At 65.7% G+C, this 23898-nt stretch carries 22 protein-coding genes; 7 read left to right on the plus strand and 15 right to left on the minus strand.

Annotation, left to right across the window (positions count from 1 at the left end):
• Window positions 1-2: 2 nt before the first annotated feature.
• The 9 genes from B5D38_RS12040 to rimP form a co-directional block, all read right to left on the minus strand.
• Window positions 3-689, minus strand: a complete 687-nt coding sequence (locus B5D38_RS12040) for an alpha/beta fold hydrolase (RefSeq protein ID WP_165690846.1) — start codon at window positions 687-689, stop codon at window positions 3-5.
• Window positions 690-823: 134 nt separating this feature from the next.
• Window positions 824-2962, minus strand: coding sequence for a polyribonucleotide nucleotidyltransferase (gene pnp / locus B5D38_RS12045; RefSeq protein WP_078708738.1), 2139 nt, complete (start codon window positions 2960-2962; stop codon window positions 824-826).
• 367 nt (window positions 2963-3329) lie between these two features.
• Window positions 3330-3599 carry a 30S ribosomal protein S15 gene (gene rpsO / locus B5D38_RS12050; RefSeq protein ID WP_078708668.1) on the minus strand — a complete coding sequence of 90 codons (270 nt, stop codon included), beginning with the start codon at window positions 3597-3599 and terminating at the stop codon, window positions 3330-3332.
• Window positions 3600-3752: 153 nt separating this feature from the next.
• A complete protein-coding gene (truB, locus tag B5D38_RS12055) occupies window positions 3753-4751 on the minus strand; it encodes a tRNA pseudouridine(55) synthase TruB (protein WP_078708669.1) in 999 nt (332 codons plus the stop codon).
• Complete coding sequence (gene rbfA, locus B5D38_RS12060; RefSeq protein WP_425349331.1) at window positions 4751-5176, minus strand: 30S ribosome-binding factor RbfA; 426 nt, start codon at window positions 5174-5176, stop codon at window positions 4751-4753. Before rbfA ends, truB begins: the two co-directional genes overlap by 1 nt.
• A 256-nt stretch (window positions 5177-5432) precedes the next feature.
• Complete coding sequence (gene infB, locus B5D38_RS12065) at window positions 5433-8615, minus strand: translation initiation factor IF-2 (protein WP_078708671.1); 3183 nt, start codon at window positions 8613-8615, stop codon at window positions 5433-5435.
• Window positions 8612-9277 carry an RNA-binding protein gene (locus tag B5D38_RS12070; protein WP_280949388.1) on the minus strand — a complete coding sequence of 222 codons (666 nt, stop codon included), beginning with the start codon at window positions 9275-9277 and terminating at the stop codon, window positions 8612-8614. The genes infB and B5D38_RS12070 overlap by 4 nt, the downstream gene beginning before the upstream one ends.
• A 32-nt stretch (window positions 9278-9309) precedes the next feature.
• Window positions 9310-10929 (minus strand): transcription termination factor NusA, encoded by a 1620-nt coding sequence (gene nusA, locus B5D38_RS12075; protein WP_078708672.1) that lies wholly within the window; start codon window positions 10927-10929, stop codon window positions 9310-9312.
• Between the two features lie 163 nt (window positions 10930-11092).
• Window positions 11093-11680: a ribosome maturation factor RimP gene (gene rimP, locus B5D38_RS12080; protein ID WP_078708740.1), complete on the minus strand. Its 588-nt coding sequence runs from the start codon at window positions 11678-11680 to the stop codon at window positions 11093-11095.
• 455 nt (window positions 11681-12135) lie between these two features.
• Here rimP and B5D38_RS12085 point away from each other — a divergent pair, with 455 nt between their 5' ends.
• Both B5D38_RS12085 and yddG read left to right on the plus strand, forming a co-directional pair.
• Window positions 12136-12954, plus strand: a complete 819-nt coding sequence (locus B5D38_RS12085; protein ID WP_078708673.1) for a DUF3108 domain-containing protein — start codon at window positions 12136-12138, stop codon at window positions 12952-12954.
• Between the two features lie 51 nt (window positions 12955-13005).
• Complete coding sequence (gene yddG, locus B5D38_RS12090; RefSeq protein WP_078708674.1) at window positions 13006-13890, plus strand: aromatic amino acid exporter YddG; 885 nt, start codon at window positions 13006-13008, stop codon at window positions 13888-13890.
• A gap of 6 nt (window positions 13891-13896) precedes the next feature.
• Here the strand turns inward: yddG and B5D38_RS12095 are convergent, their stop codons facing one another.
• Window positions 13897-14346 carry a cupin domain-containing protein gene (locus tag B5D38_RS12095; RefSeq protein ID WP_078708675.1) on the minus strand — a complete coding sequence of 150 codons (450 nt, stop codon included), beginning with the start codon at window positions 14344-14346 and terminating at the stop codon, window positions 13897-13899.
• Window positions 14346-15116, minus strand: coding sequence for a hydroxyacylglutathione hydrolase (gene gloB, locus B5D38_RS12100; RefSeq protein WP_078708676.1), 771 nt, complete (start codon window positions 15114-15116; stop codon window positions 14346-14348). The genes B5D38_RS12095 and gloB overlap by 1 nt, the downstream gene beginning before the upstream one ends.
• Before the next feature lie 227 nt (window positions 15117-15343).
• On the opposite strand from gloB, the gene B5D38_RS12105 reads away from it, so the two are divergent.
• Together B5D38_RS12105 and B5D38_RS12110 are read left to right on the plus strand one after the other, a co-directional pair.
• Window positions 15344-16078, plus strand: a complete 735-nt coding sequence (locus B5D38_RS12105; RefSeq protein WP_078708677.1) for a class I SAM-dependent methyltransferase — start codon at window positions 15344-15346, stop codon at window positions 16076-16078.
• Window positions 16079-16164: 86 nt separating this feature from the next.
• Complete coding sequence (locus tag B5D38_RS12110; RefSeq protein ID WP_078708678.1) at window positions 16165-17148, plus strand: aldo/keto reductase; 984 nt, start codon at window positions 16165-16167, stop codon at window positions 17146-17148.
• 40 nt (window positions 17149-17188) lie between these two features.
• On the opposite strand, the gene B5D38_RS12115 is transcribed toward B5D38_RS12110, so the two are convergent.
• From B5D38_RS12115 to metX, 3 genes are read right to left on the minus strand one after another with little or no spacing between them, the layout of a single operon-like run.
• Entirely contained in the window at window positions 17189-17830 is a 642-nt protein-coding gene (locus B5D38_RS12115) for a glutathione S-transferase family protein (RefSeq protein ID WP_078708679.1), read from the minus strand.
• Between the two features lie 43 nt (window positions 17831-17873).
• Entirely contained in the window at window positions 17874-18518 is a 645-nt protein-coding gene (gene metW, locus B5D38_RS12120; protein ID WP_078708680.1) for a methionine biosynthesis protein MetW, read from the minus strand.
• Window positions 18519-19700: a homoserine O-acetyltransferase MetX gene (metX, locus tag B5D38_RS12125; RefSeq protein ID WP_207552938.1), complete on the minus strand. Its 1182-nt coding sequence runs from the start codon at window positions 19698-19700 to the stop codon at window positions 18519-18521.
• A gap of 237 nt (window positions 19701-19937) precedes the next feature.
• Between metX and pheA the strand changes: the two genes are divergently transcribed.
• From pheA to B5D38_RS12140, 3 genes are read left to right on the plus strand one after another with little or no spacing between them, the layout of a single operon-like run.
• Window positions 19938-20735, plus strand: coding sequence for a chorismate mutase (gene pheA, locus B5D38_RS12130; RefSeq protein WP_078708681.1), 798 nt, complete (start codon window positions 19938-19940; stop codon window positions 20733-20735).
• 35 nt (window positions 20736-20770) lie between these two features.
• Window positions 20771-21880, plus strand: a complete 1110-nt coding sequence (gene hisC / locus B5D38_RS12135; protein WP_078708682.1) for a histidinol-phosphate transaminase — start codon at window positions 20771-20773, stop codon at window positions 21878-21880.
• Window positions 21877-22827 (plus strand): prephenate/arogenate dehydrogenase family protein, encoded by a 951-nt coding sequence (locus B5D38_RS12140; protein WP_078708683.1) that lies wholly within the window; start codon window positions 21877-21879, stop codon window positions 22825-22827. Before hisC ends, B5D38_RS12140 begins: the two co-directional genes overlap by 4 nt.
• Before the next feature lie 15 nt (window positions 22828-22842).
• Here B5D38_RS12140 and B5D38_RS12145 read toward each other — a convergent pair whose 3' ends face one another.
• Entirely contained in the window at window positions 22843-23817 is a 975-nt protein-coding gene (locus B5D38_RS12145; protein ID WP_165690847.1) for a DUF2125 domain-containing protein, read from the minus strand.
• Between the last annotated feature and the right edge of the window lie 81 nt (window positions 23818-23898).

Here is a 23898-nt window from a genome sequence, read left to right on the forward strand (position 1 = left end):
ACTCAAACCTGCGGGCGAAGCACGCGGCGAATTTCCGAGGCGACGCGCATAGGACGCTCCAGACAGGGAAGATGGCCACATTCGGCGATAATCGAGAGTTCGGCGTTCGGCATCACTCCGGCCATGGCCTTCGCCGCCTTGGGATCGGAGAAGCTGTCCTTCTCGCCCCACAGCAGCAGGGTCGGGCAGGCGATGCGCGAAATCGTCGTCGAATGATCGTCCCGCCTGGCCAAGGCTTCCGCCTGGGCAAGAAAGCGGGACGGCGCGACATCGCGCGCCATCAGCCGGAAGGCATTCGCGGCAGCCTCACCCCGGCCGTCGGACTCAAAGACGATGGTCCTCGCCATCGTCTCGAGATAATCGGGAAGCTCGCCCTCCTCGACCGCCCTGCGGCGCTCGGCGAAGACGTCGGCCGCGCCGGCGCCGGTCGCGGCCCCTGCCCCCATGACGACAAGTGCAGCGACCCTTTCGGGGGCGGTCAAGGCGACCTCTCGTGCCACATGGCCGCCGAAGGAGGTGCCAAGAACGGCGAACGGCTCTTCCGGCGCACCGCCGAGCACGGCCTCGGCACAGGCCGCCATGGTCGGCGCGGCGGGATTGACCACCGAACATTCGAAATCGCCGCGCAAGAGCTCTACGAGCTCGGTGTAGAGCCTGTCGTCACAGGCGAGAGCGGGAATCATGATCATTCGCATGGGCGTATAATTTGTCCCGATCAGCGCGAACGGCAAGCCCGCCACGCCAACGGAATCGGCAAGAAAAAGGTCGGAGGGCTACCCGCCCCCCGGCCTTTCCATATCGAAACAGAAGACGAAGCGGACTGTTAGTCCTGCGTGTCGTCCTTCTTGTCTTCCCGCTTGATCTCCTCGCCGGTCTTCTGATCGACGACCTTCATGGACAGGCGCACCTTGCCGCGCTCGTCAAAGCCCATGAGCTTGACCCACACCTTGTCGCCTTCCTTGATCACGTCGGTGGTCTTGGCGACGCGCTCGGAGGCGAGCTGCGAGATGTGGACGAGGCCATCCCGCGAGCCGAAGAAATTGACGAAGGCGCCGAAATCGACGGTCTTCACCACTGTACCCTCGTAGATCTCGCCAACTTCCGGCTCGGCCACGATGGAGTGAATCCACTTCTTCGCCGCCTCGATCTCCTTTGCCGAGGAGGAAGCGATCTTCACCGTGCCGTCGTCCTCGATATTGATCTTGGCGCCAGTCTTTTCCACGATCTCGCGGATGACCTTGCCGCCCGAGCCGATGACTTCACGGATCTTGTCGACAGGAACGGTCATGACCTCGATGCGCGGAGCAAACTCGCCGAGTTCGGCGCGGCTCTCGGAAAGCGCATTGGCCATCTCGCCGAGAATGTGCAGACGTCCGCCCTTGGCCTGATCGAGGGCGACCTTCATGATCTCCTCGGTGATGCCCTGGATCTTGATGTCCATCTGCAGCGAGGTGACGCCCTCGGAGGTCCCGGCCACCTTGAAGTCCATGTCGCCGAGGTGATCCTCGTCGCCCAGGATGTCGGAGAGAACAGCGAAGCGCTCGCCCTCCTTGATCAGGCCCATGGCGATGCCCGCCACCGGCCGCTGGAGCGGAACACCCGCATCCATCAGGGCCAGCGAGGTGCCGCAGACCGTCGCCATGGACGACGAGCCGTTGGACTCCGTGATCTCGGAGACCGCGCGCATCGTGTAGGGGAACTGCTCCTTGGCCGGCAGCATCGGATGAATGGCGCGCCAGGCAAGCTTGCCATGCCCGATCTCGCGGCGGCCGGGCGAGCCCATGCGGCCCGTCTCACCAACCGAATAGGGCGGGAAGTTGTAGTGAAGGAGGAAGGTCTCCTTGTAAGTGCCGGTCAGCGAATCGATGAACTGCTCGTCCTCGCCGGTGCCCAGCGTCGCGACGACCATCGCCTGGGTTTCGCCGCGGGTGAACAGCGCCGAGCCATGGGTGCGCGGCAGAAGGCCGACCTCGGCGTTGATCGGGCGGACGGTCTTCAGGTCGCGGCCGTCGATGCGGCTGCCCGTATCGAGGATGTTCCAGCGAACGATCTTGGCCTGGAGATGCTTGAAGACGGTGGCAACCGCTTCCTTGTCGAAGCGCGCCTCGCCATCCTCGGGCAGGAACGCGGCAGTGACCTTGGCCTTGGCCGCGTCAACGGCGGCATAGCGCTGCTGCTTGTCGGTGATCTTGTAGGCTTCGCGCAGGTCCGACTCGACGAGGCCGAGCATCTCGTTCTCGAGCGCCGAATGATCGTCGACCGAATGTTCGCGCGGCTCCTTGGCGGCGTGCTCGGCCAGCTTGATGATCGCATCGATCACCGGCTGGAAGCCCTTGTGGCCGAACATCACGGCGCCGAGCATCACGTCCTCGGGCAGTTCCTGCGCCTCGGACTCCACCATCAGCACGGCGTCTTCGGTGCCGGCGACGACGAGATCGAGCTTCGACTCGGCCATCTCGTCGATATGGGGATTGAGCTTGTACTGGCCGTCGATGTAGCCAACGCGCGCGCCGCCGATCGGGCCCATGAAGGGAACGCCCGAAAGGGTCAGCGCGGCCGAGACGGCGACCATCGCCAGGACGTCGGGGTTGTTCTCGAGATCATGCTGGAGGACCGTGACGATCACCTGGGTGTCGTTGCGGTAGCCCTCGGCGAAAAGCGGGCGGATCGGGCGGTCGATGAGGCGCGAGATGAGCGTCTCGGATTCGGAAGGACGTCCCTCGCGCTTGAAGTATCCGCCGGGGATCTTGCCCGCCGCGAACGCCTTTTCCTGGTAGTTGACCGTCAGCGGGAAGAAGTCGACGCCGGGCTTGGGCGACTTGTCGGAAACGACGGTCGCGAGCACCGTCGTCTCGCCGTAGCTGGCCAGCACCGCGCCGTCGGCCTGACGCGCGATCTTACCGGTCTCCAGCGTCAGAAGACGGCCGGCCCAGTCGATTTCCACCTTGTGGCTATTGAACATGGATTTGCCTTTGGTTGGCCCGCCGGCGCAGCGCGCGGCGAGGCGATTTCGGGTTTGGCCGAACCGCGCCATGGGCAAGACAACAGGAGGCTTCCTTGAGAATCGGCGCCTTGACGCCCTGATCCCGCCGGGGGAAGCCTCCGGCAATCCTGCCCCATGACCGTTCGGGACGGCTCGGCGCGGCGCATCGTGCAGCCGGAGAGCCATGCCCTTGTCGGGGCTTCGAAAATCCGGCGAAGGAGCTTCCTTCGCCGGATTGCTGGCCTTTGGCGGATTTGGCTTCGCTCTAAAGCGACCAGGTCCGCCAAAGGCGTTGTTTTGCGCTCTCTGCTCGAGCGGGAAGCCATCGACTTCCCGGCATCGAGTTTTAGCGGCGCAGTCCGAGACGACCGATGAGGTCGCTGTAGCGCTGCTCTTCCTTGTCCTTCAGATAGTCGAGGAGGCGGCGGCGCTGGGAAACGAGCTTCAGGAGGCCACGACGGGAGTGGTTGTCCTTCTTGTGGGTCTTGAAGTGCTCGGTGAGGTTGGAAATGCGCTCCGAAAGGATCGCAACCTGAACCTCGGGCGAACCCGTGTCGCCTTCCTTCGTTGCATATTCCTTGAGAAGTTCGGCCTTGCGCTCGGGCGTGATCGACATCGTATTCCCTTTCTTTCATATACGGGGTTTATCGTCGCCCGAGGCCGGGATGTCGTCCAGCCAGGGCCATTCAGGCGCCGCGAAATCCGCGACGCTTCGCGGGCATATAGGCGAAAGCGGCGGGAAATACCAGCCGCGCCCGCCGTCTTGGCTCTAGCCGCGCGCGGCGGCTGTGCCACCGAAGACGCGCTTCGGCTTGAAGGAGCCCTGTTCGATGGCTCCGAGCGCCACCAGGCGCCCCGCCTCGGTGGCCATGACCTCCTCGCAGAAGGCAGGAACGTTCGCCCCGCGCAGCAGCACGGAGTTTCCGAGACGCACCCGACCCGCCTGATCGGAGCTCAGCGTCACCTCGTAGAGATCGTCGAGGGCGGCGGCCGCATCGAACAGCAGCCCGTCCAGGGCCCCGAAATTGACGACGCGCGCCTTTGCGCCCGCCTCCGCCGCCTCCGCGTCCAATTGCTCGCGCCCCTGGTCGGCGGCGGCTTCCACCTCGTCCAGCGTCACCATCTCTTCCTCGGAAAAGCCCCCGACGGACGTGCGACGCAGCTCGATGATGTGTCCGTAGCAGCCGAGATCGCGCCCGAGGTCGCGGGCAATGGCGCGCACATAGGTGCCCTTGCCGCACTCTGCCTCGAGAACAGTGGTCGCCTCGTCCACCATCTCCACCAGCTCCAGGCGATGGACGGTGACGGTGCGAGCCTCCAGCTCCAACTCCTCGCCCTCGCGCGCAAGGTCATAGGCCCGCGCGCCATCGATCTTGACGGCGGAAAAGCGCGGGGGAACCTGGGCGATCTCGCCGACGTAATCGAGGAGAGCCTCGCGGATCGCCGCCTCGCTCGGCCGCGCCTCCGACATGACGGTGAACGGGCCTTCCGTGTCGTCCGTCGTCGTCTCGGCGCCCCAGCGCACGGTGAAACGATAGACCTTGCGCCCGTCCATCACGTAAGGAACGGTCTTTGTGGCATCACCCAGCGCGATGGGCAGCATGCCCGAGGCCAGAGGATCGAGAGTGCCGGCGTGGCCCGCCTTCTGGGCGAAATAGAGCCATTTGATCTTGCCGACCGCGTCGGTGGACCCCATGCCCTTGGGCTTGTCCAGCACCAGCCAGCCCGAGATCGGACGCCCTTTGGGCTTCTTGCCGCGCCGCGCCATCAGGCATTCTCCCCATCGTCGTCGTCATGATCGAGATCGCGCGCCACCTCGGGCGAGCGCAGAAGCGCATCGATCTTCGCGGAATTTTCGAAGGATTCGTCGGTGCGGAACCGCAGCTCCGGCATGGTCTTCATCTGGCGCAGGGACGGCGCGAGACGCCCGCGCAGATACCGCGCCGCATGGTTCAGCGCCTTGACGTAAGGCTCGGTGTCGCTTTTCCCCAGCACGGTGACATAGGCGGTCGCGATCTTCAGATCGGGCGACATACGCACCTCTGAGACCGTCACCAGCGCGTCATGAAGCGTTGGATCGTCGATCTCCTGGCGCTGCAGGATGCCCGCAAGCGCATGGCGCACCATCTCACCGACAGAGAGCTGGCGTTGGGAAGGACCTTTCGCGCGGCCCTCTTTTCTCTGCATTGCCAATTTCCCTTGGAATCATGGTCCGGCCGATGCTCATGGGCACCGAGCAACACTGACCGAGCGGCATGTGGATTGGCGGGACAGCTCCAGCTCCCCGCCTTCCTTTCAGCCGTACAAGCTGCCGAGCGAACCCGACCAGCCTCTGTTACAGGGCCGGAGCGCGCGGCACTGCCGCCGCGCCCCCCCTTCCTGATCCCGATCTACCGCGTTTCGTCAGCCCATCAGGTTCGAGAGGCCGGAGCCCCTCGAAACTCACGCCCTAGAGCGTTCTGGCGATGTGCTCGACGCGGAAGCACTCGATGATGTCGCCGGCGCGGATGTCTTCGTAATTGGCGAAGGCCATGCCGCATTCCTGCCCCATCGGCACCTCGGACACCTCGTCCTTGAAGCGCTTCAGCGTCTTCAGCGTGCCCTCGTGGATCACCACGTGGTCGCGGATCAGGCGCACGCCCGCACCACGTTCCACCTTGCCATCCGTGACACGGCAACCCGCCACCTTGCCGATCTTGGTGATGTTGAACACCTCCAGGATCTCGGCATTGCCGAGGAAGGTCTCGCGCCGTTCCGGCGAGAGCAGGCCCGACATCGCCGCTTTCACGTCATCCACGAGATTGTAGATGATGTTGTAGTAGCGGATCTCGATCCCTTCCTTCTCGGCCGCGTCGCGCGCTTGCTTGTTGGCGCGAACGTTGAAGCCGATGATCGCGGCGTTCGAGGCGGACGCCAGCGAGACGTCCGACTCGGTGATCGCGCCGGCACCGGAGTGCACCACGACCGCGCGCACTTCGTCGGTGCCGAGCTTGTCGAGGGCGCCCTGGATGGCTTCGACCGAACCCTGCACGTCGCCCTTGATGACCAACGGGAACTGCTTCAGTCCGGTGTCCTGAAGCTGGCTCATCATCTGCTCGAGCGAGCCGCGCTGGCCGGCGGACTTGGCCACCGCCTTCTCGCGCGCCAGGCGCTGGCGGTACTCGGAAATCTCGCGAGCCCGGCTTTCGTTCTCCACAACCGCGATGCGATCGCCCGCCTGGGGCGTGCCCTGAAGGCCAAGGATCTCGACCGGCATGGACGGCCCGGCTTCCTTGAGCTGCTCACCGCGATCCGTGACGAGAGCGCGCACGCGGCCCCATTCGTCGCCGGCCACCACGATATCGCCCTGCTTCAGCGTACCCGCCTGGATCAGGGCCGTCGCGACCGGACCACGACCGCGGTCGAGCTGCGCCTCGATGACGACACCTTCGGCGGTGCGCCCCGGATCGGCCTTCAGCTCGAGAACCTCGGCCTGGAGGAGCACCGTTTCCAGGAGCTTGTCGAGATTGATCTGCTTGAGCGCGGACACCTCGACGTCGAGCACATCGCCGCCCATCGACTCGACGAACACCTCGTGTTGGAGGAGCTCGGTGCGAACGCGCTGGGGATTGGCGGACGGTTTGTCGATCTTGTTGATCGCCACGATGATCGGGACACCCGCCGCCTTGGCGTGGTTGATGGACTCGATCGTCTGCGGCATCACGCCGTCATCGGCCGCCACCACCAGAATGGCGATGTCGGTGGCCTGCGCACCACGGGCGCGCATTGCCGTGAAGGCAGCGTGGCCCGGCGTGTCGATGAAGGTGATCTTCTGCCCGTTCTGCTCGACCTGATAGGCGCCGATGTGCTGGGTGATACCACCGGCCTCGCCAGACACCACGTTGGCGTGGCGGATGGCGTCCAGGAGCGAGGTCTTGCCGTGGTCGACGTGGCCCATGATGGTCACGACCGGCGGCCGCGGCTCCATCTTCTCCGGGTTGTCGGCAACGTTGAAGATACCCTCCTCGACGTCCGAAGCCGCGACACGCTTGACCGTGTGCCCGAATTCGGAGGCGATGAGCTCGGCGAGGTCCGCGTCGATGATGTCGCCCGGCTTCATCATCTGTCCCTGCTGCATGAGGAACTTGATGACGTCCACCGAGCGCTCCGACATGCGGCTCGCCAGTTCTTGAATGCTGATGGTCTCTGGCAGAATCACTTCGCGCGAAATCTTCTCTCTCGGCTGGCTTTGCTGCGAGCGCTTGAACTTTTCCTGGCGCCGACGGATCGACGAGAGTGAACGGCTGCGACCGCCCTCCTCCGAGGTCAGGGCCTTGTCGAGGGTCAGCTTGCCGCGACGGCGATCATCATCACCGGTTCGAGCGCGCACCGGCTTGGCCACTTCGGGCCTGGCCGGCGTACGGCGTGCGGAGCTGAGACCGCGCGAACGGCCGCCGGCTTCCTCCTCTTCGCCCTCGGCACCACGAGCGGGACGCGCCACAGGCGCCCGAACGGCGCGGGTCGCGCTGCGGCCACCCTCTTCTTCGGCGGCAGGCGCCGCGGGAGCACTTTGGCGACGTTGCGCCTCGTCCTCGGCGCGCTTACGGGCGGCAGCCTCGGCCTCAAGACGCGCGGTCTCCTCGGCCTGACGGCGTTCGCTCTCCTCGCGTTCCTTGATGCGGCGCTCTTCGTCAGCGATGCGGCGTGCCTCTTCCTCCTGGAAGATGCGGCGGTCCTCCGCCTCGCGCTGCTTGGCGATCTCGAGGGCGCGGCGACGAGCATCCATCTCGCGGGACGAAAGGTCAGACAGAACGGCGCCGCGCGGCTGGCGTCCGGACGGACCGGAGCCACCACGGCGGTCGTCTCGTCCAGGCCGTCCCTGCTGACCGGGACGGCCGCCGGAGGGCTGGCCATGCCGGTTGTCTCCCCGGCCCTGTCCGGACTGCCCTTGCGGGGCGCCACGGCCGGGCTGGTTCTGCGGCGCGCCGCGACGCTGCGTTCCGGAGCGGTCCTCTGGCGCGCGGGTCGGCGCGCCCGCCGGACGAGCCGGCTGCGGGCGATTTTCGCGAGACGAGGGCGCAGATGCGGAAGAAGACGCGGGAGCTGACGACACCGGTTCCGACCGAGGTGCGGCCTCGGCCTGCGGCGCGGGCTGCTCCACCTTCGCGGCAGGCGCTTCCGGCGCTGCGGGAGCAGCGGGCGCGAACTGCTTCGGCTCAGGAGCCGGCGCGGGTTCGGGCGCTACCTCGGCCGCGGGCGGAGGCGTCGGCGCGGCCGGCTTTTCAGCCACCGGAGCGGGCTGCTCGGCCACGGGTGCGGGTGCAGCCGGAGCCGGACGCGTCTCCGCGGTCGGGGCCAGCGGTGCAACGGGCGCGGGCGTCGGCGCAGCGGCTGCGGGCGGCTGAGCCTGAGGCGCGGCCGGTCGTGGCGCGGGTGCCGGCGTCGGCGCAGGGGCCGCAGGCTCCTTTGCCTTGACCTCCGGCTCCGGACGACTCACCCGGCGCTTCTTCGTCTCGACGACGACATTTTTCGTGCGGCCGTGAGAGAAGTTCTGCCGCACGGTCGACTGTTCGACGCCGCCGCGCTTCAGTGTCAGGGTCTTCTTCGTGCTCACGCTCAGCGTCTTATCGTCGCCGGATTTCGTATCACTCATTCCGCTTCCGCTTCCTGTGCAGGAGGCACCCCACACCCACCAGACTCGTCGCGAGGGCCTTCGCCCCGATAGCTCGACAGCGCCTTCAGCCGCTTGACGAGCGCATTGCCCGCATCGCCGGTCAGGACCGCTGCATGTATCACATTAATACCGCCCAAGGCCAAACCCATTTCCTCGCTCGACAGAACTTGGAAAGCGGGAATTTCCCCGAAGGTTAAAGACGCGGCACGTCGCGCCGCATCCATCTTGCGAATTCCATCCGAGGCGCCGTCATTGGCGTGGAGAAGGCCGATGGCCCGCCCCGATCGCACGGCCGCCTCGACCTTGGCCGCGCCGGTCAACAGTTGCCGCGCCTTGCGCGCCAGACCGAGCGAGCCGAGGACGCTGCTCTTCAACAGCATATCCACCTCATCGCCCAGTGTCTCGCTGGCGCGCGCCTCGGCGTGGAGGGCGCGAGAGAACAGACGGCGCTTCACCGCCTGATCCACTGCCTCGCGCCGCGCCTCGACATGAGCCCCGCGCCCCGGCAAGCGCCGCTTCAGATCCGCGACCACGGAGCCGTCCGGCGCGAGCACAAAGCGAATGAGCGCTTCGGCGGGATGGCGTTCCCGCGAAACGATGCACATGCGCTCGTTCAAGCCCTCGGCTCCTTCGTGATCCAACGCCGTGTCTTCTCCTTTTCGCCGGCTTGGCCTCAAACGGCCGCGGCGTCTTCCATTTCGGCCTCATCCTCGCCCTCGGCATCTGCCTCGGTGGGATGAAGGTCTTCTTCCGTGATCCAGCCCGCCTTCAGGCGCGCCTGGAGAACCATGGCCTCTGCCTCCGCGCGGCTGAGCTCGAAGGCCGAGAGCGCGCCGGTGTAGCGCTTGACTTCACCGTCCTTGCGCTCGGTCCAGCCGACGAGGTCGTCGACGGCGCAGCCGGCGAAATCCTCGAGCGACTTGATATCGTCCTCGCCGAGAGCCACCAGCATGGCAGTGGTCAGGCCGTCGATCTCCTTCAGATCGTCCGAGACGCCGAGCGCCTTGCGCTTGTCGTCCTGCTCCGCCTCGATGCGATCGAGATAGGCCTTGGCGCGGCTCTGAATCTCCTCGCCCATCTCCTCGTCGAAGCCCTCGATGGAGGCAACCTCGTCGGCATCGACAAAGGCCACTTCCTCGACGGTGGAGAAGCCTTCGGAGGCGAGCACCTGACCGACCATCTCGTCGACGTTGAGCGCGTCCATGAAAAGGGCCGAGCGCTCGACGAATTCCTTGTGCCGGCGCTCCGACTCTTCCTGCTCGGTGAGGATGTCGATGTCCCAGCCGGTGAGCTGCGAGGCGAGACGCACGTTCTGTCCGCGCCGACCGATGGCTAGAGACAATTGGTCATCGGGAACGACAACTTCAATGCGTTCCGCATCCTCGTCGAGCACAACCTTCGACACTTCCGCCGGCTGGAGCGCGTTGACCAGGAAGGAGGCAGCGTCCGGCGACCAGGGAATGATGTCGATCTTCTCGCCCTGGAGCTCGCCTACCACGGCCTGAACGCGGCTGCCGCGCATGCCGACGCAGGCGCCGACCGGATCGACCGACGAATCGCGCGAGACGACGGCGATCTTGGCGCGGGAGCCGGGATCACGCGCGACCGACTTGATCTCGATGATGCCGTCGTAGATCTCCGGCACTTCCATGGTGAAGAGCTTCGCCATGAACTGCGGATGGGTGCGCGACAGGAAAATCTGTGGGCCGCGCTGCTCGCGCCGCACGTCATAGACATAGGCGCGCACGCGGTCGCCGTAGCGGAACAGCTCGCGCGGGATCTGCTCGTCGCGGCGGATGATACCCTCGCCACGGCCAAGATCGACGATGACGTTGCCGTATTCGACTCGTTTCACCGTGCCGTTGACGATCTCGCCGACGCGATCCTTGAATTCATCGTACTGACGGTCGCGCTCCGCCTCGCGCACCTTCTGCACGATCACCTGCTTGGCTGACTGAGCGGCAATCCGCCCGAAATCCATCGGCGGCAGCTGGTCGGCGATGAAGTCGCCGAGCTGCGCGTCGGGGTTCTTGTCGCGCGCCAGCTCGAGATAGATCTGCGTCGACGGGTTATCGACGTCTTCCACCACCTCGAGGAGACGCTGAAGCTTGATCTCGCCGGTTCTGGAATTGATGTCGACACGGATATTGGTCTCCTGGCCGTAGCGCGAGCGCGCCGCCTTCTGGATCGCGTCGGCCATGGCGGCCACGACGATCTCGCGGTCGATAGATTTTTCACGCGCGACGGCGTCCGCGATCTGCAGAAGCTCGAGCCGGTTCGCACTCACTGCCATCGTTTCATTCTCCTCAAGGATCGACGATCTCACTCGCCGCCCGTTTTCCCGGCGCCAATCGAGGCGCCTTGCTGTCGCGGGGCACGGCGCGATGTCCGCCGCCCTCCCCGTCATTGTCGCATCCACACGCCGAAGCCGCCGGGGACGCCAAGCTCTTGGCGCCTCAGTTCAGCGGCTCGGCCTCACCCGAATCAGTATCGCGCCCCTTGCGAGCCGCCTTTTCCGCCTTCAGCGAAGCCTCGATGAGGTCGTCCGTCAGAACGAGGCGCGCGTCACCGATGGCGTCGAAAGGAATGTCCACCACAGGCTCTTCACCATAGGCGGGCTGATCACGCTCCAGCCGCAGGCTCGCGTCACCGACACTCAGCACCCGACCACGAAACCGCTTACGCCCGGACAGGAGACGATTTGTCTCAAGCTTAATCAGATGACCGGCCCAAAGCTCGAAATCGGACCGCCGAACCAATGGCCGGTCAATGCCAGGCGAGGAAACTTCGAGATGGTAGGCGCTGGAGATCGGATCCGCCACATCAAGCACGGGAGAAATCCCGCGACTCACGGCCTCGCAATCCTCGATAGTCATCGTTCCGTCAGGGCGTTCAGCCATGATCTGAAGCGTCATGCCGTTCATCTGCGACGTCCGGACCCGCACGAGGCGATAGCCCAGCTGCTCCAGCGCCGGCGAAACGATGTCGGCAATGCGGCCCGCGAGGCCCTCTTCCACGATGATGCGTCGATCGTCGCTCGTCACGTTGCCCAACGTCTCCCCGTTCAAAAAGCGCTCTTCCTTCTATCCGCCGATGCGTTCATCGCCCTCGGCATCCAAGTCGGTCTCGTCCCACAAGCCGGTGGAAAAGCCCGTGACGCGGATACGGCAAACCCAAGTAACAAAAAAGAGCGGGACCGGAAGGACCCACTCTCTCGATCGCATCGCAGAGAACTTGTTCTCCATATACGCTGATGATGCGCCGTCTTCAACCCATCTGCTCACCTTATCCTTCGCCGAGCGGTGGAGAAGGGCATCGAATAACCGAGAGAAAGCCCTTGCCGTGGCTGCTCGGCAAGCTCCGCTGAATTTCGACCCAATCGGCCGATATCGAGCTATATCGTAAACAGTTTGCCGAACGTCACGGTTCGAATTCACTGCCCGATCAACTTGGCCCGCTGGCGATCCAATTCGCTATCCCACTGCTTTCGAAGGCCCGCATGGTTCGCACAACCACCCTTTCCATTCTTCTCGCCGCCGCCATCCTCCAGGCACCCGCCGCGCGGGCGGAGAGTACCGTCTATTCGACCCGATACAGCTTCTCGCTGATCGGCTTTCGCGTCGGCGAGGCAAAATTCGAGACGACGGCAGGCGGCGAGACTTTTGATGTAAAGGGGACGCTCTCCTCGGCCGGGCTCGCCGATCTTTTCGCCCCGACTGAGGGAACGGCGACCTCGGCGGGCAGTGCCGCGGCCAGCGGCGAGCTGTTTCCGACCAGCTTCACCGTCGCCTACAAGAGTGGCAAGAAATCCTGGTCCAGCAAAGTGAAGCTCGATCATGGCCGGGCCGTTTCCGTCGAGGCGACGCCCAATCCCAGCCGGGGCAAGAAGAAATTCGTGCCGGTGGCGCCCGAGGATCTCAAGATCGTCGCCGATCCCTTGAGCGGCCTGATGATCCCCGCCGCCAGCGACCCCGACGCGATCTGCCGGCGCACCATTCCCTATTTCGACGGCTGGCAACGATTCGATCTGGAACTCTCGCCCAGCGGACGCCACGACTTCAAGACCGACGGTTTTTCCGGCGAGGCGATCGGCTGCACGGTGCGCCTGAAGGCGGTATCGGGCATCAATCGCGCATCCAAGCAGCTGAAATTCCTTGAAAAATCCGCCATCGACATCTGGTTTGCGCCGATCGGCACGACGGGCCTTTACGCGCCTGTCTACCTCAAGGCGCCGACCGAGATTGGACCTCTCACCATGAAGGCGGCGACCTTCGCCAAGCCGATCGGCCCCCAGGACAGCGCCAAGGCCGGCCATTGACCTTTTCCCGGCTGCTGCCCCATAGCTTGCGGTGGAACGGCGGGGGCGGGTGTGGCGACACTTCTGGGATTTTCGGCGGTGCTGATGTGGTCGCTGCTGGCGCTTCTCACCGCGCGCAGCGGCACAGTGCCGCCGCTTCAAATGAACGCGATGACATTTGCCGTCGGCACGGCCGTCGGGCTCGTCGCCCTCGCCTGGCGGCGTGTGCCCCTCACCATCTTCCGGCAGAAACCTTCCGTGTGGCTTCTCGGCGTCGGCGGGCTTTTCGGCTATCATGCCCTCTACTTCGCCGCCCTTCGGGCCGCACCGGCCGTCGAGGCGAGCCTGATCAACTATCTGTGGCCGCTTCTCATCGTCCTGGGTTCTGCGGCCCTGCCCGGTGAAAAGCTGCGCTGGTATCACGGCCTTGGCGCGCTGTTGGGCCTTGCAGGCGCCATCCTCGTCATCGCCGGACGGGGCACGATCGACTTCTCGCCGGAGCACGCGCTTGGTTACGCCTTCGCGCTCGGGGCGGCTCTCTTCTGGTCGTCCTATTCGCTCCTGTCACGACGCTTCGGCCATGTGCCGAGCGAGGTCGTGGCGGGTTTCTGCCTTGCCACCTCCATTCTTTCCCTGTTCGCCCACTGGACGTTCGAGGAGACGGTTTGGCCGGCGACGAGCGGTGAATGGCTCGCCATCCTGGGGCTGGGACTGATGCCGGTGGGCGGCGCCTTCTACGTCTGGGATTACGCCGTCAAGCACGGCGATATTCAGCTCGTCGGCGCCATGGCCTACGGCGCGCCGCTGCTCTCGACGCTTCTGCTTATCGCGGCGGGCGAATCGGCGATGACCTCGGCCATCGTCATCGCCGCCCTTCTCGTGACGGCGGGCGCATGCCTTGCCGCCCTGCCCGTCTTCCGCCGGGTTCTGCGCCGCGCAAAACCCGCCGCCGAATAAAGCAGGTCAGTTCGCCGACGGCCGTGGCGTCGGCCGCCAGTCCTTCGGCGCCATCTCGAAACTCTCAAAGACGAAGCCGGGCGACACGGTGCAACCGACCAGCGTGAACGCTCCAAGGCTCGTTGCCGTCTGCCACCAGCCCGCCGGCACCGTGTATTGCGGCGCCTCGTTCAGGGCGAAGTTGATGCCAAGGCGCTGCGCCGTGGCATCATGGCCATTGGGCGAGACGGTCAGAACGAGCGGCGCTCCCGCGTAGAAATGCCACGTCTCCGAAGCGTCCCGGACGCGGTGCCACGCGGAGAGATCGCCGGCTTCCAGCAGATAGTAGATGGCCGTGGAAAGAGCACGCCCATCGGCATCCACCGCCGGATCGCGAAACATCTCGCGATACCACCCGCCCTCGGGATGCCGCTCCAGCTTCAGCCGGTCGATCAGCTCACGCGCGGCAGAGCCCATCAGTACTGATCCCGGCGGCGGCGCATCACGGCAAAAACCTCCGCCGGGTCCGCGTTCAGCATCTCGAGCTCGCCCTTGAGGATCGGATCGTCCGCCCTGAGGAATGGGTTCGTCAGCTTTTCCGTGCCGAGGGCGACGGGAAGCGTCGGCTTGCCCTCTTCGCGAAGTCGCTCGACTTCCGCCACGCGGTTGCGAAGGGCAGTGTTGCCGGGATCGATCGCCACGGCACACTTGGCGTTGGTTGCGGTGTATTCGTGCCCGCAATAGAGCATCGTCTCGTCAGGCAGGGCGCGCAGACGCTTCAGAGACTCCCACAGCATCGCCGCGTCGCCCTCGAAGAGCCGGCCGCAACCGAGCGAGAACAAGGCGTCGGCGGCGAAAAGCGCCGGCGCGCCCGGCAGATAGTAGGAGATTTCGCCCGCCGTGTGGCCCGGCGTGTCGATGACCTCGACACGAATGGCCCCAACTTCAAAGGCGTCTCCGCCTTTCACCGGCTTGTCGATACCGGCGATCTTGTCGACCTCCTTGGCCGGCCCGTAGACGGTGGCGCCAAACGCGGCTTTCAATGGCTCGACGGCCTCCGTATGATCGCCGTGATGATGCGTCACCAGGATGTGCGTCAGCGACCATCCGGCCGCATCGAGTTCCCGCCGAATCGCCTTTTCCTCGGGCGCGTCGATGGCGATCGTCACCCCGCTTTCGCCGTGATGGACGAGGACGCCGAAATTGTCGCTTCGGCACATGAACTGGCGAATCTCGATGTCGCTCATCGTTCGCTTTCTCCTGATGGATGTTTTCCTTGAGAGGCAATCTAGGGCTTCGTGCTCAAGGGCAACAAGGGAAGGACGGGCGGAAAGCGCCCTGAAATCCATCGGTCATGGATCGCGCGATCGCTAAGCCTGCCCGATCGCCGCCCCCGACTTAAGATTCTCGCACCAGCGCGCTATAGAGATGAACCTTACGGAAGGAACGGGAGCAGACGATCCGTACCGAGACCATGAACGCCGACATCGTCGACCTTCGCGAGTTCTACGCCTCGCCGCTGGGTCACGCGGCCCAGCGCGCGGTTTCCGCCGCGCTCGGCGCGCTTTGGCGCCCCCTGCCGGACGAGCGGCTGGTGGGGCTCGGCTACTGCCTGCCCTATCTCGACCGGTTCAGAGCCGACGCCGAGCGCACCCTCGCCTTCATGCCGGCGGCGCAAGGCGCGATCCGCTGGCCGGTCGGCGGGCTGTCGGCGACGGCGATGGTCGACGCCGAGGATCTGCCGCTGGCCGATTCCTCGGTCGATCGCATCCTCATGGCCCATTCCCTGGAGTTCGCCGAAAATCCCAGCAATCTGCTTTCCGAATGCTGGCGCGTGCTGGCGCCGGGCGGCCACGTCGTCATCGTCGTTCCGAACCGGCGAGGCGTTTGGTCGCGCTTCGAGCACACGCCCTTCGGCTCCGGCCGTCCATGGTCTCGCAGCCAGCTTCTCTCCCTCCTGCGAGAGGCGATGTTCACCGCCTGCGCCACGCGCGAAGCCCTGCTCTTTCCCCCGTTCAAGCGTCGCTCGCTGCTGGGGCTCGCCGCTACGATGGAGCGCTGCGGACGTGATGCGTGGCCGATCTTTTCCGGCGTCATCGTGATGGAGGCGAAGAAGCAGCTCTATCGCGGCGTGCCGGTCGCCAGTGCACGGCGCGAGCGCCAGCACGTGCGCGCGCCTGTCCTTGCCCCCCAGGGCCTGCCTTCCTGACGGGCGCGAAAGGCTGGCACCTTGGCGGCCAGTCCAGGCGCGCTAGATTTGAGGTGCATTCCCACATCATTGAAGGCGACAACGCTATGGACAAGCGCATTCTCGGCCGCGACCTTGAGGTCTCGGCCATCGGCCTCGGCTGCATGGGCATGTCGGAATTCTACGGCACCGGCGACGACGCCGAATCCATCAACGTCATTCATCGGGCGCTCGACCTCGGAGTGACCTTCCTCGACACCGCCGACATGTACGGCGTCGGACGCAACGAGGAGCTGGTGGGCAAGGCCCTCGTCGGTCACCGCGACAGGGTCGTTCTCGCCACCAAGTTCGGCAATGTTCGCGGTCCCAACGGCGAGCGCCTCGGCATCAGCGGCAAGCCCGACTATGTCAAAAGCGCCTGCGAGGCCAGCCTCAAGCGCCTCGGCGTCGAGGTGATCGACCTCTACTACCAGCACCGTGTCGATCCCGAGACGCCGATCGAGGACACCGTCGGGGCGATGGCCGAGCTGGTGAAGGAAGGCAAGGTTCGCTATCTCGGCCTTTCCGAGGCGGGCCCCCAGACCATCCGGCGCGCCCATGCCGTTCACCCCATCGCCGCGCTCCAGACGGAGTACTCGCTCTGGAGTCGCGATCCGGAGGCCGAAATCCTTCCGACGGTGCGTGAGCTCGGCATCGGCTTCGTGCCCTATTCCCCCCTCGGCCGCGGCTTCCTGACCGGCCGCTTCAAGACCGAGGCCGACCTGCCCGAGGGCGATTTCCGGCGTGGCTCGCCCCGCTTCTCCGGCGAAAACTTCCAGAAGAACCTCGATCTCGTGGCCAAGGTCGAGGAGATCGCCAAGGCAAAGGGCGCGTCCGCATCCCAGGTCGCCCTCGCCTGGGTTCTCGCGCAAGGGAAGGATATCGTTCCGATCCCCGGCACGAAGCGGATCAAGTATCTGGAAGAGAACGTCAAGGGCGCGGCCCTTACCCTCTCCAGCGAAGAGCTCTCAGCTCTCGACGCCGCCTTCCCCAAGGGTGCGGCCGCCGGCACCCGCTATCCCGAGGCCGGCATGAAGATGGTCGACCTCTGACCGGCTCCGGCGGCTGCGGCGCGGACCCGCGGCCGCCAGGTCAGGTGACGCGCAGCTCGTCGAAGGACACCATGACGTGCTCGCGATAGGCGGGGCGCAGCGTCAGGCCGTCGTAGTAGCGGCGCAGCGCCGGCAATGCGGGCCGGGCCACCGGAATCTCGAAATAGCGGTAGAGCACATGGCCGAACTGGATGTCGGCCAGGGTCAGCGTCTCGCCGGCCAGGAACGGCTGCGCCGCGAGCCGCACCTCGGCGATGGCCAGCAGCCGGTCGAAGGCGCGGACCGCGGCGGCCAGGGCGTTTTCGTCCCGATCCTTCGGCGCCGTCCGCACGACGCGCCAGAAGATCGGCACCGTGAACGCCTGCGCCACGGTGACCTTCGCCCATTCCGCCCACATGTCGACGGCGGCGCGCCGGACGACGTCCCTCGGCCAGAAGGCGTCGCCGCCGTAGCGGGCGGCGAGATAGCGCAGGATCGCGCCCGACTCCCACAACGGTTCGCCGTCGCCGTCCCTCACCACCGGCACCAGACCGTTCGGGTTCATCGCCAGGAACTCCGGCGTGTCGTTGCCGCCGTATCGATGTCCGACGTCGATGCGCCTATAGTCCAGTCCCAGCTCGCCGATGCACCACATCACCGCCTGGACGTTGGACGAGGTCTTGCGGCCCCAGACCGTCAACATGTCCGACTCTCCCTCTCTGTCGTCCCGAACGCCCCGGCTGGCCCTACCGCTTCAGCACGAACACAGCCTGCTCGCCGAAGAGGTTCCAGAAGGCCCAGGGCATGCGCATGCCCATCCGCTCTCCCGAAGCGTTGAGGGCAATCGCGGTTTCAACCTTCGCGCCCAGCTCCTCGGCCATCGCCACGAAGTCGCGGATGGTGCAGAAATGGATGTTGGGCGTGTCGTACCAGGACATGGGCAGGTTCTCCGTCACCGGCATCCGGCCCCGGAAGCCGAGATGAAGACGGATCGACCAGTGCCCGAAATTCGGCAGCGAGACGATCGCCCGCCCGCCGATGCGAAGAAGCTGCTGAAGAACGATCTTCGGATTGCGCGTCGCCTGGATGGTCTGCGACAGGATGACGAAATCGAAGGCGTTGTCGGGATAGTGGACGAGATCGGTGTCGGCATCCCCCTGGATGACCGAAAGCCCACGCGCCACGCATTCGTTGACCCCCGCCTGGCTCAGCTCGACGCCGCGCCCATCGACGCTGCGCCGCGCCTGCAACAGGGCGAGGAGCGAGCCGTCGCCGCAGCCGATGTCGAGAACGCGCGCGCCGGGCGACACGAGATCGGCAATGACACGAAGGTCGACGCGCGTCGCCGCGGCGTTGGCAAGGCTCTGGGTCGATGCGATCGCGGTATCCATCTAAAGTCCCCTCGCCTTCGCCACCGACGAAATGAAGCCCTCGCTCGCCGAGAAGAACTCCGGTTCGTCCAGCAGGAACGCGTCATGGCCGCGGTCGGTGACGATCTCGACGAAGGAAACCGAGGCCGCCGCAGCATTCAGAGCGTGGACGATGGCGCGGTTCTCGCTCGTCGGGAAAAGCCAGTCGCTCGAGAACGAGACCAGGCAGAAGCGCGTCTTGGTGTTGCGGAAAGCCGTGGCGAGGCTGCCGCCGAAATCCGCCGCGATGTCGAAATAGTCCATCGCCCGCGTCAGATAGAGATAGGAGTTGGCGTCGAAGCGGTCGACGAACGTCATGCCCTGGTGGCGCAGGTAGCTCTCGATCTGGAAATCGGCGTCGAAGCCGAAGCCGAGCGCCTCTCGGTCCTGCAGCTCGCGGCCGAACTTTCGCTGCAGCGCGGCCTCGGAAAGATAGGTAACATGCGCCGCCATGCGCGCGACGGCGAGCCCCTTGTGCGGCCGGCAGCCATGGGCGATGTAGCGCCCGCCGCGCCAATCGGGATCAGCCATCACCGCCTGCCGCCCAACCTCGTCGAAGGCAATGTTCTGTGACGAATGTCTGGCGCCGGTGGCGATCGGCAGCGCCGCGAACACCCGCTCGGGATAGCTCACCGCCCATTGCAGAACCTGCATGCCGCCCATCGAGCCGCCGATCACGGCAAGAAGCGTATCGATGCCGAGCCGGTCCACCAGCATGGCCTGGGCGCGAACCATGTCGCGGATGGTGATGACGGGAAGATCGAGCGCGTAGGGCTCGCCCGTCGCCGGATTGATGGAGGCAGGGCCCGTCGAGCCCATGCAGCTCCCGATCACGTTGGAGCAGATGACGAAGTATTTCGACGTGTCGATCGGTTTTCCCTCGCCGACCAGCGCGCTCCACCACCCCGCCCGCCCGGTGACGGGATTGGCGTTGGCGACGTGCTGATCCCCCGTCAGGGCGTGACAGACGAGGATGGCGTTGGACTTGTCGGCGTTGAGCTCGCCATAGGTCTGATAAGCCAGCTGGAAGGGCGCGAGCGAAAGTCCGGCATCGAGCACGAGAGGCTCGTCCGCCCCGAACATGGCGACCATGCTGGACGGATGATTCGCCTCGCGATTGCCGAGGGCCGGCATGACGGACTTTTGGGTCGCCTCGATGGTCATGATGGAACCGCGCTCGTCTTCTTGCCTTGCGGGCAGTTTTTGCCGCGTTCGTCCGATATAGATGCTTGCCGGAAGACTTGCCAACCTTCAATGGGCCGGCCAGGAACGAGCGCGCGCCCCACGCCTCGGGGCGATATTCGCTGCAGCCCGGCGAAGCAAAGCCCGCGAAACCATGTGACAGCCCCCCCAAAACCTGGTTACAACTCGCCACCGAACACCAGCCTTCAGGGACGAACGATGACGGACGCGGCAAAAACCGATCCATCGCGGCTCGCCGAACTCAGAGCCAAGATCGACGCCATCGACGAGTCGGTCCACCGCCTCCTGATGCAGCGGGCGACCGTGATCGACGAACTCATTGAGGTGAAGGGCACAGCCAGAAACGGCGCCGCCTTTCGCCCCGGCCGCGAAGCCGACATGATGCGCCGCCTCGCCGCGCGCCATGAAGGGCACCTGCCGCTCTCGGCCGTCGAGCATCTGTGGCGCGAGATCATCGCCACCTTCACCGCGCTCCAGGCGCCCTTCGACGTCACGGTTTCCCTCGGCGCGGGTGCCGTGGAGGCCGTCGAGGCCGCCCGCTACAGCTTCGGCTTCTCGGTGCCGCTGATTCTGGCGGAGACGGCGGACGAGGTGGTGAAGCGGATCGAGGAGGGCGGCGACAGGCTCGGGCTTGTCCTTCTCGCCGAGGCGGCGTCGGCCTGGTGGACGCGGATGGACCACGCCCACATCGTCGCGCGCATCCCCTTCATCGGGATGCCCGAAAGGCAGGCCAACGCGCCCGGCTTGGTCCTCGCGCCGCCGCTCGCAGACCCCGTTCCTTTCGAGGTCGAGTGTTTTTCCGTCGTCGCGCCCCGCCTTGCCCCTGTCGAGGGCGTGGAGGTCCTGGCAAGCGCCGACGGCCCCGAGGGCAGATGCCATCTCGTCGCCTCGACCGAGGGGCGCGCGTTGATGGAGAAGGCCGCGCCCGATCGTCTCGACATCCGTCCCGTCGGGGGCTATGCGAAACCCATGCGGGCCGCGCCTTCCCGCGCGTGATCAGCCGCTTTTCTGAACTTTGAAGGGACATCGCCATGGGCAGCGAGAGCCTGCGCCCGACGCCGATCAAGGGTGTGCTCGACATCGAGACCTACGTTCCCGGCAAGGACAAGGTGCCTGCCGGCGTCAAGCTTCATAAGCTCTCGTCCAACGAGACGCCGCTTGGCCCTTCGCCCAAGGCGCGCGAGGCCTTCGCCTCCATCGCGGAGAACCTTGAGTTCTATCCGGACGGACAGGCCACCGCGTTGAAGACCGCGATCGCCGAGGTGAATGGGCTCAACCCCAAGAACGTCCTCTGCGGCAACGGCTCGGACGAACTGCTCGGGCTGCTTTGCTCGGTCTATCTGTCGCCCGGCGACGAGGCGATCTACACCGAGCACGGTTTCCTGGTCTACCGCATCCAGATTCTCGCCCGCGGCGCGACGCCGGTGGTGGCCGAGGAGCGCGATGCGCGGGCCGATGTCGATGCCATCCTCGCCAAGGTGAGCGAGCGCACGAAGATCGTCTTTCTCGCCAACCCGAACAACCCGACCGGCACCTATCTGCCGTTCGACGAGGTGCGCCGGCTTCATGCCGGTTTGCCCGGCAACGTTCTCCTCGTCCTCGACGCGGCCTATGCCGAATACGTCAAGCGTAACGACTACGAGGCGGGGATCGAGCTGGTCGGATCGGCCGGGAACGTCGTGATGACACGCACCTTCTCCAAGGTGCATGGCCTCGCCTCGCTCAGAATCGGCTGGATGTATGCGCCCGAGGCCGTCGTCGCCGCGCTCGACCGGGTGCGCGGGCCGTTCAACCTCAACGCGGCGGCCATCGCCGCGGGCGCCGCGGCCATCCGCGACCGCGCCCATGTGGAAGCCGCCGTCGAGCACAACGAACGCTGGCGGGACTGGCTGACGAGCGAGCTGACGGCCCTTGGGCTGACGGTGACGCCGAGCGTCGGCAATTTTATTCTGATCCACTTCCCCGAAAGGCAGGGAGCGGGAGCGGCCGAGGCCGATGGTTTCCTGACGACACGCGGCTTCGTGCTGCGCCGGGTCGCCGGCTACGGCTTTCCCAATGCCTTGCGCATGACGGTCGGCAGCGAGGAGGCCAATCGCGGCGTGGTTGCGGCACTCTCTGAATTCCTGAAGGAAGAGGAATGAGCGCCGCAGAGCCTCTCTTTGAGCGGATCGCGCTGATCGGCATCGGCCTCATCGGCTCCTCGATCGCCCTCAACGCGCGCCAGCACGGGCTCGCCCGGCATATCGCCATCGCGACCCGGCGCGAGGAGACCCTGAACCGGGCCGAGGAGCTGGCGCTCGGCGACAGCTATCATCTCGAAGCGGCCGAGGCCGCCGAGGGCGCGGATCTCGTCATCCTGTGCGTTCCTGTCGGTGCCTGCGGCGCCGTGACCAAGGAGATCGCGCCGGCCCTCAAGCCGGGCGCGATCGTCTCCGACGTCGGTTCGGTCAAGGGCTCGGTGATCGCGCAGATGCGCCCGCTCCTTCCCGAGGACGTGCACTTCGTTCCGGCCCATCCTCTGGCCGGAACCGAGCATTCGGGTCCCGACGCGGGGTTTCCCGAGCTTTTCCAGAACCGCTGGACCATCCTGACGCCGGTGGAAGGAACCGACCCGGCAGCCTCTGACCGCCTCAAGACCTTCTGGGAAGGCTGCGGCGCCAGGGTCGAGACGATGAGCGCCGAGCATCACGATTTGGTGCTCGCCATCGTCAGCCACGTGCCGCACCTCATCGCCTACAATATCGTCGGCACCGCCGCCGACCTCGAAACGGTGACGCAGTCCGAGGTCATCAAGTTCTCGGCGTCGGGCTTTCGCGATTTCACGCGCATCGCCGCCTCGGACCCGACGATGTGGCGCGACGTCTTCCTGCACAATCGCGACGCGGTGCTGGAAATGCTGGCGCGCTTTTCCGAAGACCTCGCCTCGCTCCAGCGCGCCATTCGCTGGGGCGATGGCAACACGCTGTTCGAGCTCTTCACCCGAACGAGGGCCATACGGCGCGGCATCATCGAAGCCGGCCAGGATACTGCCAGTCCCGACTTCGGCCGACGCGCGACGCCGGGCGCCGACGAGAAGGCGCCGTCCTGAGGACGCCATCCTTCGTTATCCGAGCGGCGGGATGCGCCCGAGCGGGATGAGGCCGATGGCGGCAAAACCGTTGCGGATCGTGAGCGGCATGACGATGACATCGCCCTGTTGCTGACCGACGAGCTGGACGGTCGAGGCGAGATTGCCAGCAAGGCTCGCGAGCGGCGGGAAGGATGTCTCCACCGCCGAGGCAATGGCGTCGGGATGGTCGAGCCGCAGCTCGAGGGTCGCGGACAAAAGCCCCTCTTGCGAGATGCGAAACGGCCCGGCGAGCTCTATGGCGCCGTCGCCCCCGTCGAGAGCAAGCCGCGCAAGCCGCACCGCTCCCGCCCGTCCCCTAAGACCGCGCCCTGTGCCGTCCGGCCCGAGCAGCCCGGATGCGCCGTCGAGAACAGCGTCGGCAGAAAGATCGACAGCGGGAGAAGCGGTGCCGTCGAGCGCCAGAACCAGGTCGTCCATGGCTCCCTCGACCACGAGGTTCCCCCCGTCCCTCGCCACGCGCAGATCCGTCTGCGCCGACCGTGCGAGAGGCGAGATCCCGTCGGTCGCATCCCTTGGGCTGACGCGCGCCGCCGTCAGCTCGAAGACCATCGTGTCGATGCCGTCGGTCCAGGCATCGATGGAACCCGTGGCCATTTCCCAATCGGCTGAAAGCGGCGGCAGACCGGTCGGCGCGATGTCGAGCGGCCCGGAAAGAACGAACTCGGCGTGCCCTGGGCGATAGAGCGGAGCCGAGAACCCCGCCGGTCCGGAATGCAGATGAAGCTCCGGCGCCGCCATCGTCCACGAACTGCACTCGACCTTGAGCGCCAGCGGAAAGCCGAAGATATCGCGCCCCTCGCATTTGCTTTCAGCGCCTCTGGCGGCGGATGCCGCCTCAACGCCGTCGATCGCATCGCCCAGGCGGTCCGCCAGCACGTACCAGCCGATGGAGAGGGCAGCACCCGCCACGACGACGACGGCGGCCACAAGTTTCAGAATGCGCAGCACGGCGCTCTTTTCCTTTTTCTTCCGACCCGCCATAGATTTCGCTTTTGATGAAATTGCGCCCAAGGCGAGGCAGACCTTCTC

This window comes from Consotaella salsifontis (assembly GCF_900167365.1).
Classification (GTDB): domain Bacteria; phylum Pseudomonadota; class Alphaproteobacteria; order Rhizobiales; family Rhizobiaceae; genus Consotaella; species Consotaella salsifontis.